Source organism: Amycolatopsis sp. WQ 127309, assembly GCF_023023025.1.
In the GTDB taxonomy this organism is placed as follows: domain Bacteria; phylum Actinomycetota; class Actinomycetes; order Mycobacteriales; family Pseudonocardiaceae; genus Amycolatopsis.
Genome location: NZ_CP095481.1, coordinates 7,150,580 through 7,166,856, shown reverse-complemented (window position 1 = coordinate 7,166,856; position 16,277 = coordinate 7,150,580). Strand labels below are relative to the sequence as shown.

Annotated in this window: 17 protein-coding genes; 7 read left to right on the top strand and 10 right to left on the bottom strand. The window is 72.5% G+C overall.

The genetic code is table 11. The annotated features are described in order from the left end of the window. Position 1 precedes the first annotated feature (1 nt). From MUY22_RS32375 to MUY22_RS32365, 3 genes are all read right to left on the bottom strand, one after another. On the bottom strand, positions 2–1,039 hold the full coding sequence (locus tag MUY22_RS32375) for a trans-aconitate 2-methyltransferase (protein ID WP_247050960.1): 1,038 nt from the start codon (positions 1,037–1,039) through the stop codon (positions 2–4). A gap of 188 nt (positions 1,040–1,227) precedes the next feature. Then, positions 1,228–1,971: a PadR family transcriptional regulator gene (locus MUY22_RS32370; RefSeq protein WP_247050959.1), complete on the bottom strand. Its 744-nt coding sequence runs from the start codon at positions 1,969–1,971 to the stop codon at positions 1,228–1,230. Positions 1,972–2,277: 306 nt separating this feature from the next. Beyond that, entirely contained in the window at positions 2,278–3,156 is an 879-nt protein-coding gene (locus MUY22_RS32365) for an SDR family oxidoreductase (RefSeq protein WP_247050958.1), read from the bottom strand. Between the two features lie 130 nt (positions 3,157–3,286). On the opposite strand from MUY22_RS32365, the gene MUY22_RS32360 reads away from it, so the two are divergent. Continuing rightward, positions 3,287–4,162: a LysR substrate-binding domain-containing protein gene (locus MUY22_RS32360; protein ID WP_247050957.1), complete on the top strand. Its 876-nt coding sequence runs from the start codon at positions 3,287–3,289 to the stop codon at positions 4,160–4,162. Here the strand turns inward: MUY22_RS32360 and MUY22_RS32355 are convergent. Continuing rightward, on the bottom strand, positions 4,146–5,045 hold the full coding sequence (locus MUY22_RS32355) for a LysR family transcriptional regulator (protein WP_247050956.1): 900 nt from the start codon (positions 5,043–5,045) through the stop codon (positions 4,146–4,148). The two genes, MUY22_RS32360 and MUY22_RS32355, sit on opposite strands and share 17 nt — an antisense overlap. 70 nt (positions 5,046–5,115) lie before the next feature. Between MUY22_RS32355 and MUY22_RS32350 the strand changes: the two genes are divergently transcribed. From MUY22_RS32350 to MUY22_RS49810, 3 genes are all read left to right on the top strand, one after another. After that, positions 5,116–6,090 carry a YeiH family protein gene (locus MUY22_RS32350; RefSeq protein WP_247050955.1) on the top strand — a complete coding sequence of 325 codons (975 nt, stop codon included), beginning with the start codon at positions 5,116–5,118 and terminating at the stop codon, positions 6,088–6,090. Positions 6,091–6,210: 120 nt separating this feature from the next. Next, a complete protein-coding gene (locus MUY22_RS32345) occupies positions 6,211–7,692 on the top strand; it encodes an exo-alpha-sialidase (protein WP_247050954.1) in 1,482 nt (493 codons plus the stop codon). 375 nt (positions 7,693–8,067) lie between these two features. Then, entirely contained in the window at positions 8,068–8,484 is a 417-nt protein-coding gene (locus tag MUY22_RS49810) for a hypothetical protein (protein ID WP_371827515.1), read from the top strand. On the opposite strand, the gene MUY22_RS32335 is transcribed toward MUY22_RS49810, so the two are convergent. From MUY22_RS32335 to MUY22_RS32325, 3 genes are all read right to left on the bottom strand, one after another. Continuing rightward, the gene (locus tag MUY22_RS32335) at positions 8,435–9,637 is read right to left on the bottom strand and encodes an MFS transporter (protein ID WP_247050952.1); all 1,203 of its coding nucleotides are present in this window, start codon (positions 9,635–9,637) and stop codon (positions 8,435–8,437) included. The genes MUY22_RS49810 and MUY22_RS32335 overlap by 50 nt on opposite strands. Positions 9,638–9,819: 182 nt before the next feature. After that, complete coding sequence (locus tag MUY22_RS32330) at positions 9,820–10,326, bottom strand: flavodoxin domain-containing protein (protein ID WP_247050951.1); 507 nt, start codon at positions 10,324–10,326, stop codon at positions 9,820–9,822. 73 nt (positions 10,327–10,399) lie between these two features. Beyond that, positions 10,400–11,500 (bottom strand): nitric oxide synthase oxygenase, encoded by a 1,101-nt coding sequence (locus MUY22_RS32325; protein WP_371827514.1) that lies wholly within the window; start codon positions 11,498–11,500, stop codon positions 10,400–10,402. A 217-nt stretch (positions 11,501–11,717) separates the two neighbouring features. Between MUY22_RS32325 and MUY22_RS32320 the strand changes: the two genes are divergently transcribed. The 3 genes from MUY22_RS32320 to MUY22_RS32310 all read left to right on the top strand — a co-directional run bounded on the left by MUY22_RS32320 (position 11,718) and on the right by MUY22_RS32310 (position 13,351). After that, positions 11,718–11,972 (top strand): hypothetical protein, encoded by a 255-nt coding sequence (locus MUY22_RS32320; protein WP_247050947.1) that lies wholly within the window; start codon positions 11,718–11,720, stop codon positions 11,970–11,972. Positions 11,973–11,992: 20 nt separating this feature from the next. Next, positions 11,993–13,003, top strand: a complete 1,011-nt coding sequence (locus MUY22_RS32315; RefSeq protein WP_247050945.1) for a GTP-binding protein — start codon at positions 11,993–11,995, stop codon at positions 13,001–13,003. Positions 13,004–13,069: 66 nt separating this feature from the next. Then, positions 13,070–13,351: a hypothetical protein gene (locus tag MUY22_RS32310; protein ID WP_247050943.1), complete on the top strand. Its 282-nt coding sequence runs from the start codon at positions 13,070–13,072 to the stop codon at positions 13,349–13,351. A 344-nt stretch (positions 13,352–13,695) separates the two neighbouring features. Here the strand turns inward: MUY22_RS32310 and MUY22_RS32305 are convergent, their stop codons facing one another. From MUY22_RS32305 to MUY22_RS32295, 3 genes are read right to left on the bottom strand one after another with little or no spacing between them, the layout of a single operon-like run. Continuing rightward, positions 13,696–14,142: a GNAT family N-acetyltransferase gene (locus MUY22_RS32305; protein WP_247050942.1), complete on the bottom strand. Its 447-nt coding sequence runs from the start codon at positions 14,140–14,142 to the stop codon at positions 13,696–13,698. Between the two features lie 2 nt (positions 14,143–14,144). Next, entirely contained in the window at positions 14,145–15,149 is a 1,005-nt protein-coding gene (gene ligD / locus MUY22_RS32300; RefSeq protein ID WP_247050940.1) for a non-homologous end-joining DNA ligase, read from the bottom strand. Beyond that, on the bottom strand, positions 15,146–16,225 hold the full coding sequence (locus MUY22_RS32295) for an ATP-dependent DNA ligase (RefSeq protein WP_247050937.1): 1,080 nt from the start codon (positions 16,223–16,225) through the stop codon (positions 15,146–15,148). The genes ligD and MUY22_RS32295 overlap by 4 nt, the downstream gene beginning before the upstream one ends. Between the last annotated feature and the right edge of the window lie 52 nt (positions 16,226–16,277).

Genomic DNA, 16,277 nt, shown 5'->3' with positions numbered 1-16,277 from the left:
TTCACGCGCGGCAGACGTAGATGCAGTTCTGCGGACGCGGGGACCCGAGCACGTCGACGTGCCGGAACCCCGCGTCCGCGAGCATGTCCCGGGCCGTTTCGGTGCCCCACATGGCACCCAGCGCGGCCCCGCCCTCCGCGAGCGACGTCGTGGTGCAGTACATCAGGCTGATCGAGTAGCAGAGCGCGGCGAGCGGGTTGCCGACGTTCTTCGCCACATCGCTGGAGAAGAACGTGTCCACCATGAAGAACAGCCCGTCCGGCGCGAGCGCGCCCCGGATCCGCCGCAGCACGACGTCCGGCCGGTCCTGGTCGTGGATCGCGTCGAAGGCGGTGATCAGGTCGTACGGCGGATCGGCCGTCAGCTCGGCGGCGTCCCCGACGGCGAACTCGGCGTTGGCCAGGCCGGCGTTGGTCTCGTCCGCCTGCGCGACGACGCCGGGGTTGATGTCGAGCCCGGTGAACCGCGAGGCGGGGAACGCCCGGGCGGCGACGGCGATCGCGTTCCCGGTGCCACAGCCGAGGTCGAGCACCCGTGCGCCCGCGGTCAGCTTGTCCGTCAGACCCGGGACGGCGCCGAAGAAGCCGTCGACCAGGTGCTCGCGGTAGATGTGCTTCCAGCTGTCGCCGGTCTTCGCACCGAGCGTCTCGAGGTAGGGCCCGTACGCCGAGCGCGGCACGCCACCGCCCTCGGCGAAGCTGCGCTCGAGTTCGGGCAGGATGCCGGTGAACGCGGTGAGCGTCAGCAGCGACGGCATGAGGTTCGACGACGTATCGCCGAGCAGGAACTTCGCGTGCTCGGGCGGGAAGGCGTACTCCCCCGCGTCGAAGGTGAAGATCCCGCCGGTGACCATCGCGCCCAGCCACTCGCGGACGTACCGCTCCTGCAGCCCGGCCCGTTCGGCGAGCCCCGCGCTGGTCGCGGGCCCGCGAGCGGCGGCTTCGAACAGCCCGGTCCGGTGCCCGAGCCCGATGAGCATGGTGAGCGCGCCGCCGGTCATGGTCGCGGTCAGGTGCGCCGCGAAGTCCCGTTCCTCCATACGGTCCGACCTTACCCGCCCGGCGCATTGTCCGATGTGGACGGTCGCCCCGGACGCCGTGAAGGGCACCCCCAGGGCTTGTACGTCCCTGAGGGTGCCCTTCAGGACATTCGAGGACCCCGGCCGCCGTGAGGGGCACCCTCGGGGCTTGTACGTCCCTGAAGGTGCCCCTCACGGCTTTCGGCGGGTCAGTCTTCCTCGTCCTCCAGGCCGGCGTCGGCGAGCACCGCGTAGACCCGGCGGCGCGCGTCGGCGAGGATCTTCTTCACCTCGGCCACCTGGGCTTCGTTGCCGCTGTAGCCGACCTGGGCGGCCGCGCCGGAAAGTTCGCCCAGCGCGTTCCACAGGGCGGCGAAGCGGTCGGCGCCCGGCTCGTCCTCGGGGGCGCCGTCGGCCCACAGCTCGGCGAACTCCTCCTCACGGCCCGCGACGTGCTCCCGGCCCGCGTCGGTCAGCTCGGCGACGCGGCGGCCGCCCGAGTCGGACGTGCGGACCAAGCCCTCGTCCTCCAGCTGCTGCAGGATCGGGTACACCGAGCCGGGGCTGGGCCGCCACCGGTCGTGCGTGCGGCGGCGGATCTCCTGCATCAGCTGGTAACCGTGCCGCGGCTCCTCGGCCAGCAGCGCGAGCACGGCCGGACGCACCGGCCGCGCCGCCGGCCGCCCACCGCCGCGGAAGTCCCGCACCCGCTGGAAGGCGCCACCACCCCAGCCCCCCGGACCACCGAACGACCCCGGGCCGCCCGGGAACCCGGGAAAACCGGGGAAGCCACCGGGACCACCGGGCACTCCCGGCGGCTGCGGCGGGTGGGGCGGGTGCGGCGGAAAGCCTCCCGGCGGCCCGCCGCGCGCCAGGTCGGGGCCGCCGACCCAGTCCTCGTGCCCCGGCATACCGTGGCCGTCCCACTCCTCGTGATCCGGGTGCCCCGGCACCCCGCGACCATGGTCCGGCAGCCCCGGTGGCCCGTCGCCGAGGTCGGGGCGCCCATGGTGCCCCGGGCGCCCGTGCCCCGGCATCCCGCGACCGTGGTCCGGGTGCTCGTGGCGCCCCGAAAGTCCGTGGTCCGGGTGGCCGCGGTGCCCGGCCGGCCCGTGACCACCGAAGGGGTCGCCTCCGAAGCCGCCGAACATCCGTCCCGCTCCCGCGTTCATCACCATGGTCGCCTCCTCAGGCTCATCGTATCGCCGACATTCACACGATATATCGCCGTTGGATCGGCGGCAACCCACCAGGTCAGCTCACTCGAAGTAGTGCCCGGCTTCCAGGTCCGCGACCAGGCCCTGGTGCTCCGGGACCCAGCCGAGCCGCTTCTGCGTCAGGACGCCCGACGCCGGCGAGTCCTCGCCGGCGAACGTCGCGAGCCAGCCGAAGTGCGACGCGTCCGCCGACGCCACCGGCAGGTCCAGCCCACGCCCGATCCGCTCGGCGACGACCCGCAACGGCACCCCCTCGTCGCCGACGGCGTGCAGCCGGACGCCCGACTGCCCCGTCTCGACGGCCAGCCGGTACGCCCGCGCCGCGTCGAGCCGGTGCACCGCGGCCCACCGGCCGGAACCGTCGCCCGGGTACGCGGAGACGCCCTTCTCCCGCGCCAGCCGGATCAGCGCCGGCACGAACCCGTGACGGTCCCCTTCGGCGTGCACCGACTGCGGCAGCCGCAGCACAGACGCGCGCACCCCGCGCTCGGCGAACCCGAGCGCCGCGGCCTCGGACCCGGCGCGCGGGAACGCCGGGTCGGCGACGTCGTCCTCCGTGGCGAGCCGGCCGGGCGCCACCGGGCCGGTCGCCGCCGTGACGACCAGCGGTTTCCCGGTCCCTTCGAGGGCCGCGCCGAGGGCGGCGATGGCGGCCGCGTCCGTCGCGGCGGCGGCCGTGAGGTCGGCGAAGTTGTCGTGGACGTAGGCGGTGTGGATGACGGCGTCCGACGCGGCGGCCGCCTCGCGGAGACCGTCGAGGTCCTCCAGGACGCCGTGGCGGACCGAAGCGCCGGCGGCCGCGAGGGCCGCGGCCTTCTCCGTCGAGCGGGCGAGGCCCACGACCTCGTGCCCCGCGTCGAGCAGTTCGCGGACGACCGCGCTCCCGACGAACCCCGTCGCACCGGTGACGAACACACGCATTTCAAGCTCCTCGTACTGGACCAACTGTGCTTCCATGGTTCGGCCGGCGCAGCGAAAACGTCCAACGCCTGTCCTTCATCGAGCCATACGCCTCAGGCATCACCACAGCTCAGCGGCCTACACTGGGGGCATGACCGACCTCGACCTGCGGCTGGTGCGGTACTTCACCGCCGTCGCCGAACACCGGCACTTCGGCCGGGCCGCGGCCGCGCTGCACACGACGCAGCCGTCGCTGAGCCGGCAGATCCGCCGCCTCGAAGGGCAGCTCGGCGCGCGCCTGCTGGACCGCACGCCGCAGGGCAGCCGGCTCACCGAGGCCGGCGAGGTCTTCCTGCCCCGCGCCGAGGCGCTGCTGCGGTCGGCCGCGCAGGCGGCGGCGAGCACCCGCGCCGCGGCCACGCCCGGCCGGCTCACCATCGGCTACCTGACGAACCTGTTCGTCACCCCGGCCGTGCGGGACCTGCGCCGCCGCCACCCGGACGCCGAGTTCGTGACGCGCCACCTCGGCTGGAACGAGACGGCCGCCGCGCTGCTGGAGCACCGCATCGACGTCGCGGTCACCCGCCTGCCGCTGCCGGCCGGGGGCCTCGACGTCACGCCGCTCTACGACGAGGAACGCGTGCTGGTGGTCGCCGCCGACCACCGCCTCGCCGGCCGCGCGTCGGTCACCCTCGCCGACATCACCGACGAGCCGCTCCCCCGGCTGGCCGACCCGGCCTGGAACGCGTTCTGGCGCGTCGACCCGCGACCCGACGGCCGCCCCGCGCCGGACGGCCCGCTCCTCGAGAGCTACGAGGAGAAGTACGAACTGATCGCGGCCGGCCAGCTGGTGGCGATCGCCCCGGCAGCCGTCCGGCGCAGCCGGCTCCGGCCCGACGTCACCACCGTGCCGATGACGGGGGTCGAGCCGTGCCACGTCGTGCTGGCGACCCGTGCAGGCGACCGCACCCGGCTGCTCGCCGACACCTGCGAAACCCTCGAAGCACACCTCACGCCCGGGGCCTGACGGCCAGCGCCAGCAGGTCCGCGGCCGGCCCGGCCAGCCGCCGCCCCGCCGGCCACACCGCCCGCAACACCCGCCCGAGGTCGACGCCGTCCACCGCCACCGGCACCAGCCGGCGCCCGGCCACCTCGCGCACGACGTCGAGGTCGCTGATCACCGCGGGACCCGCCCCGGAGATCACGGCGTTGCGCACCGCCGACGCCGATCCCAGCTCCAGCAACGGTTTCACCGGCCCGGCGCCCGCTCGGCGCAGTGCCGCCTCGACGGTCTCGCGGGTGCCGGACCCGGGTTCGCGCACCACCAGCGGCGTCGCGGCCAGCTCCGCGGCGGTGAGCGGACGACGTCGTCGCGCCCAGCGGTGCCCGGGCGGGACGACGACCACGAGCCGGTCCGTCGCGACCCGGCGCGTGCTCAGGCCCGGCCACGGTCCCGGCGACTCGACGAACCCGAGGTCCACCCGCCCGTGCGTGACCAGGTCCGCGACGTGCTCGGAGTTGACCACCTCGAGCCCGACGTCGGTGTCCGGCTCGGTCCGTTTGACCTCGCCGATCCACGCGGGCACGAAGTGCTCGGCCAGCGTCATGCTCGCCGCGACGCGCAGTTTCGCGCCGCGCTGGGTGCGCAGCGCCGCCGCGCCGGTCCGCAGCCCGTCCACTTCGGCCAGCACGCGGTGGGCCCAGCCCGCGATGACCCGGCCGTCCGGCGTCAGCGCCGAACCACGCCGCGTCCGGTCCACGAGGGACAGTCCCAGCTGACGCTCCAAAGTGGACAGCCGTTTGCTGGCCGAGGGTTGCGCGATGCCCAGTGCCGTGGCCGCCTGGCCGATGCTGCCGAGGTCGTCGACGAGCACCAGCAGGCGCAGCGAGTCCAGATCCGGTCCGGTCATAGCCCCAGTCTATGACCTACGTCGTCACGGACGGCTACCGCGACGACCACGACCGGGCGACGCTGGGTACATGGCACTCACGACGGCGAAACCGCTCCTGCCCGGCCTCGTGATCACCGGGCTGGGCGTCGCCGCCGCGTACGCGCTGAGCTCGGCGTGGCCGGTGGCCGGCGCGCTCACCGTGGCCGTCGTGCTGGGCATCGCCGTCGGGAGCACGCCACTGCCGGCCGACGAGCACCGCCAAGCCGTCGCGCGCGTCACGAAGCGCCTGCTGCGCGCGGGCGTCGTCCTGCTCGGCCTGCAGCTCGCACTGCCGACGGTGCTCAACCTCGGCCCCGGCACCCTCGCGGCCGTGGTGGTGACGGTCGCGGTCACCTTCCTCGGCACCCTCGGCCTCGGCAAGCTGGTGCGCGTGCCGCGCGGGCTCGCCCTGCTGGTCGCGACGGGGTTCTCGATCTGCGGCGCGTCGGCGATCGCCGCCATGGAGGGCGTCGTCGACCGCGAGGACTCCGACGTCGCGACCGCCGTCGCGCTTGTCACCTGCTACGGCAGCATCGCCCTCGGCGTGCTCCCGCTGCTCGCCCACTGGATCGGCCTGGACGCGGTCCGCACCGGCAGCTGGGCCGGGATCTCGGTGCACGAGGTCGCCCAGGTCGTCGCCGCGGCCGGGCCGGCGGGCGCCGGCGCCGTGACGATCGCGATCGTGGTGAAGCTGAGCCGGGTCGTGCTGCTCGCCCCGATGGTCGCGATCGTCGGCGCCACCGAACGCACCCGCCGCGGCGGCCACGCGCCGCTCGTGCCGCTGTTCGTCCTCGGGTTCCTCGCGATGGTCGCCGTCCGCAGCACCGGCCTGGTCCCGGCGTTCGCGCTCGACGTCGCGAAGACCGCGTCGACGCTCCTGCTCGCGGGCGCGCTGTTCGGCCTCGGCTGCGCCGTCCGGCTCGGCCCGCTCCTGCGCGGCGGCGGCCGGGCGCTGCTGCTGGGTCTCCTGTCCACGCTGCTCGTGTTCGCGACCGGGTTCGGCACGCTGGCCGCGTTCACTTGACGTCTTCCTGCCGGTCACGTATAGGTCGTTATACGCCGGGTTGTACGGGTCTTGTACGGGCCGGGTCGACGCTGTCGCGGAGACGTAGGACGTAGAACGAATCCGTAGGGAGTCCCCACCGTGAAGTTCACCCGTATCGCCCGAGGCCTGCTGGCCGGGCTGCTGGGGTGCGCCGCCGTTGTCGCCGTCCCGGCCGCCATCGGCACCGCGCAGGCCGACGTGGCGAGCACCCTGGTCTTCGCCAAGAACACCGAAGGCCATGACTGCTACCGCATTCCCACCGTCGTGAAGGCCAACGACGGCGCACTGCTCGCGTTCGCCGAAGGCCGCAACGACGGCGCGAGCGTCTGCAATGACCTCGGCGCCATCGACCTCGTCATGAAGCGCTCGACCGACGGCGGCAAGACGTGGAGCGCGCTGCAGGTCGTCATCAAGGCCAACGGCGACACGAAGGGGAACCCGGCGCCGATCGTCATCCCGGGCAGCAACCGCGTCGTGCTGCTCTCGACGATGCAGTGCTACACCAACCCCGCCTGCGGCCGGATCCCGCGCGTCTCGATCAGCGAGGACAACGGGAAGACGTGGGGCGCGCCGAAGGTGCTGACCACCGAGCTGGGCTTCCCGGCGGCGCCGAACTGGCTGGCCACCGGGCCGTCGCACGGGATCGTGCTCACCCGCGGCGCGCACGCCGGGCGGCTCGTCGCGGGCATGAGCTACTCGACCATCGGCGCGCTGATCTACAGCGACGACAAGGGCGTCACCTGGCACCTCGGCGCCACCGACAAGCCGGCGTCGAGTGCGATGGAACCGCAGGAGGTCAGCGTCACCGAGCTGGCCGACGGCCGGGTCTACGCGGCCGCGCGCAACCAGGCGAACAACGACGACAAGTGCGTCGCCGACGGCACGCACAACCGCGCCTACGCGATCAGCTCTGACGGCGGCGCGACCTTCAGCACGAAGTTCACCTTCGCCACCGACCTCGTCACCCCGGTCGTCGAGGGTTCGACGGCCCGGATGAGCGCCACCGACACCGGCGGCAGGTACGACCGGATCCTGTTCGCCGCACCGTCCACGTGCGACCGCCGCAAGCAGCTGCGGGTGCACTCGTCGTTCGACGAGGGCGGCAACTGGACGGGCACGGACGCGAGCCTGCTCGTCTGGGGCCAGGACGCGGCGTACTCGGACATGGTGCAGCTGTCCCAGACATCGGCCGGCGTGCTGTTCGAGGCGGGCCCGGAACTGCACGCGAACGACACGATCCGCTACGCGACGATCACCGAGGCGGCACTGGGCGCCCCGGCCTGCGGCGGCGGTTACGCCGTCATCGACTCGCAGCCACTCGGCACCGCGGGCACGGCGTACCTGTCGTACAACGCGGCCAACGGCCAGAACTGCGTGAGCACGATGAAGAGCGCATCCGCCGGGAAACCGACGGCAACGTCGGCGTTCCTGGAGGTCCAGGGATCGGCGCGACAGACGGATTCGGGAGCGTTCTCGTACTTCGCCGGCCCGGTCAAGGCCGCGGCGGCGAACAAGTGCGTCAAGTGGGGCGGCACGGCGGGCGGCGTGTCGTACACGAGCGATTTCGAACACTGCGGCTGACGAACCGACGGCCGCGCCCGGGATGGCCTGGGCGCGGCCGCCGACACCGGTGCCGCCTCGACGAACGCACCTCGCGTCACGTCGTAGAACGGGTGGTGGAACGTCGTCGTCAACGTCGCCGGCGTGGCCGAAGCCGGGGCCGCGGCACCAGTGACCACCGCTGCGGCGACGACCATGCCCGCCGCCACCCGACTCAACGCCCGCCGCAGCGGCTTCACTTTCACGTTCACGAAGTCATGGTCGGTCTCCGTCACGATCACCCGGTCCACCGGGTGCGCCTCGAGCCCGGCCGTGCCCTGCTGAGAGTTTCGGACCCGATCCCCCACCTTCAGCGACGAGATCGGCTTCGCAGAACCATCGGCCAACAGGACCGTCGTGGCAGCGAGGAAGCTGTGGCACCCCACCGGCTCCTCCGCCGAACTGCGACCACGAGCCCGCAAACCTTCGTGCGGGGAGACTTTGTTCCCTGGCGGGCGCCGGGTTCATCGTCGACGAGGTCTTCCTCGGCGGGCCGCCTCCCCGCGACGTCGGCGGCAAGCCTTCGACGGTCTGCCCGTGCTCTGGGTCGCCGTCCGTTGTGACGGCACGGTCGCCGCGCGACGCGAAGCCGCCCGGGGTGACCGGATCCGCGGAATGGCCGCCCGCCAAGCGGATCTCGTCCACCGGGGCGTCCACTACGACCTCGCCGTGGACACCACCGGCACTCCACCCGAAGCCTGCGCCCGAAAGATCGCCGGACGGCTCACTTCCCACCCGCCGGGGCCGTCGCCACCGCCGAGTCGCCGAACTTGATGCCCTTGGCCTCCTTGCCGATCGCCGTCAGGACCGCGACCGCCACCAGTCCTGGCACGACCGTCCACAAGAGAGCCGACGAGTACCCGTGGGACTCCGCGATCGCCTGCTGGATCGGGAGGTTCAGCGCCGCGAGGAGGTTGCCCAGCTGGTACGTCACGCCCGGGTAGAAGCCGCGGATCGCGTCCGGGGACATCTCCGTCAGGTGCGCCGGGATCACGCCCCACGCGCCCTGGACCATCACCTGCATCAGGAACGACCCCAGCGCCAGCATCCCCGCGCCGTGGTCGAACGCGAAGATCGGGATCACCGGCAGGCCGAGCACCGCCGCGGTGACGATCGTGCGGCGGCGGCCCAGCTTCTCGGACAGCGTGCCGAACGTCAGGCCGCCGATGATCGCGCCGACGTTGTACAGCACGGCGATCCACGTGCTCGTCGTCGCGGTCAGGCCGGCGCCGCCGTTGTCGTGCGCCTTCAGGAAACTCGGGTAGACGTCCTGGGTGCCGTGGCTCATCCAGTTGAACGCCGTCATCAGCAGGATCAGGTACCCGAACCGGCGGATCACCTTCGGGTTGAGCAGCACGTCCTTGACCGACGTCCGCGTCACGCGCAGCTTCTCCCGCGTCGCCTCCCAGACCTCGGACTCCCGCACCCGGGCGCGGATCAGCAGGCTGATGAGCGCCGGGAAGATGCTCAGCACGAAGATCCAGCGCCACTCGAGGTTCAGTGCCGAATGGAACAGCAGGTACGCGAGCGCGGCCATCAGGTACCCGATCGAATAGCCCACCTGCAACAGTCCCGAGAAGAACCCGCGGCGCGCCACCGGGATCTTCTCCATCGCCAGGGCCGCGCCCAGCCCCCATTCCCCGCCCATGCCGACGCCGTAGACGAACCGCAGGATCAGCAGCACCGTGAAGTTCGGGGCGAACGCGCACAGCAGCCCGGCCACCGAGTACACCAGCACGTCCACGATCAGCGGCACCCGGCGCCCGACGCGGTCGGCCCACAGGCCGAACAGGAGCGCGCCGACCGGCCGCATCACCAGCGTCGCCGTCGTGATGAACGCCAGCTGCGTCGCGGTCGCGCCGAACGACTTGTCCTTGGCGATGTCCGCCAGCACGAAGACCACGAGGAAGTAGTCGAACGAGTCCATGCTCCAGCCGAGCAGCGCCGCGAGGAACGAGTTGCGCTGGTCCGATGTAAGCGCTTTCTTGGCCTGGGCCGGTTCCGCCTGCCGATCCGTCACGTTTGCCCCGTCCCGTCGGTTCCCCACCGGAAGACTTCAGGGTTGGTCTAGCACCGACGACCCCGTGCGGGCAAGAGCGGACGCCGTGATCAGTGCGGGACGCCGATGCGCACCCGGCGGCCGACGTCCCGGGCCCAGGCCTTGATCCGGTCCCAGTCACGGAAGTCGCCGGCGCGCTGGCCCGACGCCATCAGCCGCGGGATCAGCCCGCGCACGGTCGACGGGTCGAGGCGGCCGCCGAAGGTGGCCGTGCGCTCGGCGTCGATGCGCGCCGCGAGCAGCGCCACGTTCGCCGGCAGGCCGACCTGGTGGGTGGCCGCGCCCGGGCCGCACGGGCCGCTGTGGAACAGCCACACCGGACGCTCGGCCAGCGCCCGGGCGTGGTGCTCCAGCAGCCGGACGGCGTCCGGCCGCCAGCGGTGGTAGTACAGGGCGCTGCCGAGGACCACCGCGGCGTACCCGTCGACGGTGGCGACGTCGGCGGCGTCGCGTACGTCCACGGACAGGCCGATTTCGCGGAGCTCCGCGGCGATGACCTCGGCGATCTGCCGGGTGCCGCCGTGTCGTCCGGAGTGGGCGACGAGGACTGCGGTCATGGGTCCATTGTCGGCCTTCGTCCTCGAATCGGCGCCGCGGGCCGGTCACGATCCGCCGAACGGGCGCTTCCCCTCAGCCGGGCGGCAGGAACGCCGGGCGCGTCGCGGGGTCGGGTTCGTCGTAGTAACGCCGGAACACGGCGGTCTGACCACCGGAAACGGGCGGCACGATCCAGCTCCAGTCGGCCGGGCACCGGCGTCCGGCGCGTTCCTCCTTCTCCAGGTGCGTCAGGAACCGCCGCGACTCGGTGTGGTGGTCGGCCATCGTCACGCCCGCCGCGTCGAACGAGTGCTGCACGGCCAGCGTCAGCTCGACGAGCGCCCGGTCGCGCCACAGCGTGCGCTCGGAGCCGGTGTCCAGGCCCATCAGCTCCGCGATGGCGGGCAGCAGGTCGTAGCGGTCCTCGTCGGCCAGGTTGCGGGCGCCGACCTCGGTGCCGAGGTACCAGCCGTTGAACGGCGCGGCCGGGTACGTGACGCCCCCGATCTCCAGCGGCATGTTGCTGATCGCCGGCACTGCGTGCCAGCGCAGCCCCAGCCCGGCGAACCAGCGGTGGTCGGGGTGGCTCAGCGGCACCTCCAGCACGGCGTCCGCGGGCAGCGTGTACAGCCGGGGATCGCCGGGGTCCGACTCGACCAGCAGCGGGAGGACGTCGAAGGAGCCCCTCCGCTCCGGTGGCCGCCAGCCGAGCCGCCGCACCTGCTCGGTGAACCCGGCGTACCGCGGGTCGCCGAGCACCGAGCCGTCCTCCAGCCGGTAGCCGGCGTAGCGGATGAGCTGCTCGTTGTGGATGCGCGGCCCCGGCCCCCCGGGCGTGTCCGGGGCGAAGACGGTGATGGTGGGGCGAATCCGGCCGGACCGGGTGGCCTGGCGCAGGTGGGCGACGCATTCGCCGGCGATGTCGGCGGGGCCGGTGACCCGGCGCCGGTCCCGGACGCGGAGGCTGTTCCAGTAGAGCCGGCCGATGCAGCGGGCCGAGTTGCGCCAGGCGACGCGGGCGCCGTACGCCAGCTCGGCGGGCGTGTGCCGGTAGGTGCCGGTTTCGGCGATTTCGGCCCGCACCTCGGCGAGCCGCGTCTCGAGCCACGTGCCCTGTTCGGCGGCCCCTTCTTCGAACATGAGGTTGAGGAATTCCTCGGCCTCCGCGGAATTGACGCTCTGTTCCCCCGACACCCGTTGGTGGTAAAGTACCGGCGCGGTCGTCACCCGCTCGGACGTAGCAGTCACCGCACTACCCCACTCTCCGAAATCGTGATCTGCATCCCGACGGGAAGGTTCACCGTTCCTCCGATGGTCGCCGACAGCGCTGTCGGCCGGAAACGCCTGCAGCACGGGCGCTTCCGACCAGGCGGGGCAGGATACCCCACGTTTCGCGCGACACGGTCCCCGAATGCCCAGTACGTTCCGCGTCTCCCGAAATATCGCCACAGCCTGGGAAAACACCGGAAAAATAGTCGTCACCACGCGTTATCCGGACATGTCGCAGCGCATTTCCCGTCAATCGATCACATTTACCGGTGAAGGCCGCGTGATTCTTTCCCGTGCGCCGATCTTCGGCTTTTCGTGGGCAATCGCCGAACGGCCTTTTCCGGCGCCGGTCCCCCGTGTACGCACGCGTGCGGGCGCGTCGTTTAGAGTCGCCTGATCGGCAGAGGAGGACGTTGCGTGAACCGGATCCCCGTGGTCCTCGTCGCCGGGTTCCTCGGCGCGGGCAAGACGACGCTGCTCAACCACCTGCTCGCCAACCGCGAGGGCGCCCGGGTCGGCGTCGTGGTCAACGACTTCGGCAGCGTGAACGTCGACGCGCTGGCCGTGGCCGGGCAGGTCGACACGATGGTCTCGCTGGGCAACGGCTGCCTGTGCTGCGCGGTCGACGCCAGCGGGCTGGACGCGATGCTGGGCCGGCTGTCGTCGGCCGAGGCGGGGATGGACGTCATCGTCGTCGAGGCCAGCGGCATCGCCGAGCCGCGCGACCTGATCCGGCTGATGATCGCCAGCGAGAACCCGGACATCCGCTACGGCGGACTGGCCGAGGTGGTGGACGCCGCCGAGTTCGAAGCCGCCCGCGAACGCCACCCCGAACTGGCCGATCACCTGCGGCTGGCCGACCTGGTGGTGCTGAACAAGGCCGACCGCGTCGACGCCGACGCGCTGGCGAAGGTCACGGCGACGGTCGAGGAGCTGGCGCCGGGCCGCCCGGTGCTGGTCACCGCCCACGGCCGGGTCGACCCGCGGCTGTTCTTCGACCCGGAACCCCGCGGCGAGCGGGCCGGCCAGCTGTCCTTCGACGACCTGCGCGAGGACGACCACGACCATTCCCGGCACCTGCACGCCGAGTACGAGACGGTCACCTTCACCGCCGAGACGCCACTGGCGCCGCGAGCGTTCGTCGAGTTCCTCGAGCGCCGTCCGGCGGGCCTCTACCGCATGAAGGGCCAGGCCGACTTCGGCGCGGGGACGCGCTTCCGGCTGCACACGGTCGGCGGGTTCGTGCAGGTCGACCGCTCGGCCTGGCCACCTGGCGCCCCACACCGCACCGAGCTGGTGCTGATCGGCGCCGGCTTGGACACGGACGCCGTCCGCGCCGACCTGAGCGCTTGCCTCGCGGCCGATCCGGATGTCGTCGACGAGCGCGGCATGCTGCACATCCTCCGCTACCTGCCCGACGAAGCCTGAGCCCGCGCCACGCCGAAGATCGGCAAAACCGCGGGTTCCCGCCGGCCGCGGCAGACACTGTCGGCCATGACGACCACCGAGGTGAGCGCACCACGCTGGTACCTGGTCGGCGTGCTGCCCGAAGAAGTCCCGCAAGCGCACCTGATGACCCGCTCGGGCGACCTCCGCTACCGGCGGTCGGCCTGCGGTGAGCGCGAGTCACGCAGCTGGAAGCCTGTCGACTTGACGACATCCGAGGTCGCACCGTGCCCGGAGTGCGTGGCGACGCTGCCCGCTCCCCCGGCGGGCTTGCGGCTCGCCCCGGGAACCGGGAACCGCGGCCAGCTCAGCCTCGACCTGGAGATGTAGCTGCACCGGTGCTCGTGGGTTGTCTCCGCGCTCGAGGTCCGAGGCCGTCCGCATCTCGGCGGCCCTACGGTGACCGGCGGCCCCACGGGGTCTTTCTGACGCTGAAGGTGGCCGGCGCGATACGGTGATCGAGTCGCTGCGGCCCGCACCCGTTCTCGCCGTCAACCCGCGATGACCAGGCATGTGGCGCGGCGCCCGAGTCTCCGCCACTCGCCTAGCCGCGGCACCCGATGCCGCCGGTCCCCGCAATGATCAGGCCGGGTACACGCGCCGTCACCGCAGCGCTCAACCCCTCCGCGCGGCCCGGCGGCGCACCAGGGACGCCGCCAAACCACCGTCGGCCACTACACCAGCGGTTTCTCGTAACAGACCGACTCCGGGTCGGCCTCGTGCGGTGGGAAGTTCGGCACCCGGCGGAAGCCCGCGCGCTCGTACAGGCGCATCGCCGCGGGCTGGCGGGCGCCCGTCTCCAGGCGGATGCGGGCCCCGCCCGCCTCCCGGGCCAGGTCTTCGGACGAGGTCACCAACGCGTCCGAGACCCCCGAACCTCGCGCGTCCGGGGCCACGAACATCCGCTTCAGCTCGTACACGCCCGGCTCCACCGGCTCGATCGCGCAGCAGCCGATCGCCCGCTCGCCGTCCCGCGCCAGGAGGTAGCGGGTTCCCGGCCGCAAGGGTGGCGGCTGGGCGTCCACCGGCAGGTTGTAGACCACCACCAGCTCCGCCGTCATCGCCGTGACCAGTGCGATCAGCAGTCCGTCGTCGGCAGCGCACTCCGCGACGGTCGTCACTGTCAGGCCTTCTTCGCCCGGCTCGGCGCGACCCGCGGCGGCTCGTTCGGCATCTTCGGGTACACCGGCGGCCACGGCGCGTCCATCAGCCCACCGGCCATGTCCGCCTCCGACAGCGCCAGCAGCGGCTCGATCGACTGCGGCCGCTCCCCCGCGCCCGCCCACGGGTCACCCAGCTCGGCCAGCCGGGCGGGCACCGTGCTCAGCGTGAACGTGTCGGGCTCGACGCCGGCCAGTTCGTCCCACGCGATCGGCGTGGACACCTGGCCGCCGACGCGCGGGCGCACGCACCACGTGCCGAACACGGTCTTGTGCGGCGCGTTCTGGTTGAAGTCGACGAACACGCGCGAGCCGCGTTCCTCCTTCCACCACTGCGCCGTGATCTTCGTGGGGTGACGCCGTTCGAGCGCCCGCGCCAACGCGACCGCCGCGGCCCGCACCTGGAAGCTGTCCCAGCGCGGCTCCACCAGTACATACAGGTGCAGGCCGCGCGAGCCGGACGTCTTGAGGTGGCCTTCGATGCCGTGCTCACCCAGGAACTCCCTGGTCAGCAGCGCGGCCTCGCACAGGTCGGCGAACCCGATGCCCGGTGACGGGTCGAGGTCGACGCGCAGCTCGTCGGCGACCTCGGGCGTGTCCGCGCGGTACGGCCACACGTGGAAGCCGAGGCAGCCGAGGTTCACCGCCCAGAGGATGTGCGCCAGGTCCTTCGCGACCAGCGCGTCACTCGTGGTGCCGTTCGGCGTCGACACCACCGTGGTGGACAGCCACGGCGGCGCTCCCTGGGGCACGCGTTTCTGGAACCAGTTCTTGCCGCCCGCGCCGTCCGGGTAGCGCTCCAGCAGCAGCGGGCGCCCGCCGAGCCGGGCCAGCAGCGGCCCGGCGACCGCGCGGTAGTACTCGACGAGGTCGAGCTTCGTCTCGCCGCGCTCGGGGAAGTAGACCTTGTCCGGGCTGCTGATCCTGACCTCGACGCCGTCGACGTCCAGCAGCACCGCGCCGCTCATCGCGCCTCCCCGAACAGCTTGGCGAGCTCCGCGGGCGGTGCCTCGTCGAGCTGGGCGTACGTGCAGGACTCCGGGGTGCGGTCGGGCCGGAACCGGACCAGCCTCCCGCCGTGGCGGAAGCGGCCGCCCTGCAGGTGCTCGTAGCGGACCTCGGCCACCCAATCGGTGCGCAGCGGCTCCCAGGCGAGATCCTTGCCGGGCGCCCAGCGGCTGTTCGCGCCCGGTTGCCGGCCCGGCTGGGGCTCGTACTCGGCCCACGAACGCCAGGGGTGGCCCTCCAGCGCGTTTTCCCGCAGCGGCGCGAGTTCCTCGACCAGCTCGGCCCGCCGCGCCTTCGTGAAGCTGCTGGCCACGCCGACGTGGTGCAGCACGCCTTCGTCGTCGAACAGCCCCAGTAGCAGCGAGCCGACGCCGGCGCCGTCCTTGTGCCAGCGGAAGCCGGTCACCACGCAGTCGGCCGTGCGCTCGTGCTTGACCTTCCACATGACGCGCTTGTCCTGCTCGTACGGCTCGTCGGCGGGCTTGGCCATCACGCCGTCGAAACCCGCGCCCTCGAACCGGGTGAACCAGTCCTCGGCCTGGTCCGGGTCCTCGCTCAGCGGGGTCAGGTGGACGCGCTGCAGCCCTTCGGCGTCGGTCCGCAGGACGCTTTCGAGCTGCCGGCGCCGCTCGCGGAACGGCGAACCGGTGAGGTCCGTGTCCCCGAGAGCGAGCAGGTCGAAGGCGACGAAGCTGGCCGGCGTCTCCTCCGCGAGCTTCCGCACGCGCGAGGCCGCCGGGTGCAGCCGCAGCTGCAGCACCTCGAAGTCCAAGCCGGCCGGGGTGACGAGGACGATCTCGCCGTCGACCACGCACCTCGGCGGCAGCGCGGCGGCCAGCAGCTCCACCAGCTCCGGGAAGTACCGGGTGAGCGGGCGGTCGTTGCGGGAGCCGAGCTCGATCTCGTCGCCGTCGCGGAACACGATGCAGCGAAAACCGTCCCACTTGGGCTCGTAGAGCAGGCCCGGCGTGCGCGGCACGTCGTGCACGGCTTTCGCGAGCATCGGCCGCACGGGCGGCATCACGGGCAAGTCCACCGCGCGAGCTTAAAACACGGGTACGACATTTCGAGGCGTGATACACACGTCC

Coding starts and splice junctions, on each gene's coding strand:
- MUY22_RS32320 (WP_247050947.1), top strand. CDS start 11,718: ATGCCCAGTACGTTCCGCGTCTCCCGAAATATCGCCACAGCCTGGGAA.
- MUY22_RS32375 (WP_247050960.1), bottom strand. CDS start 1,039: ATGGAGGAACGGGACTTCGCGGCGCACCTGACCGCGACCATGACCGGC.
- MUY22_RS32330 (WP_247050951.1), bottom strand. CDS start 10,326: ATGACCGCAGTCCTCGTCGCCCACTCCGGACGACACGGCGGCACCCGG.
- ligD (WP_247050940.1), bottom strand. CDS start 15,149: ATGAGCGGCGCGGTGCTGCTGGACGTCGACGGCGTCGAGGTCAGGATC.
- MUY22_RS32335 (WP_247050952.1), bottom strand. CDS start 9,637: ATGGACTCGTTCGACTACTTCCTCGTGGTCTTCGTGCTGGCGGACATC.
- MUY22_RS32355 (WP_247050956.1), bottom strand. CDS start 5,045: ATGACCGGACCGGATCTGGACTCGCTGCGCCTGCTGGTGCTCGTCGAC.
- MUY22_RS32365 (WP_247050958.1), bottom strand. CDS start 3,156: ATGCGTGTGTTCGTCACCGGTGCGACGGGGTTCGTCGGGAGCGCGGTC.
- MUY22_RS32360 (WP_247050957.1), top strand. CDS start 3,287: ATGACCGACCTCGACCTGCGGCTGGTGCGGTACTTCACCGCCGTCGCC.
- MUY22_RS32350 (WP_247050955.1), top strand. CDS start 5,116: ATGGCACTCACGACGGCGAAACCGCTCCTGCCCGGCCTCGTGATCACC.
- MUY22_RS32310 (WP_247050943.1), top strand. CDS start 13,070: ATGACGACCACCGAGGTGAGCGCACCACGCTGGTACCTGGTCGGCGTG.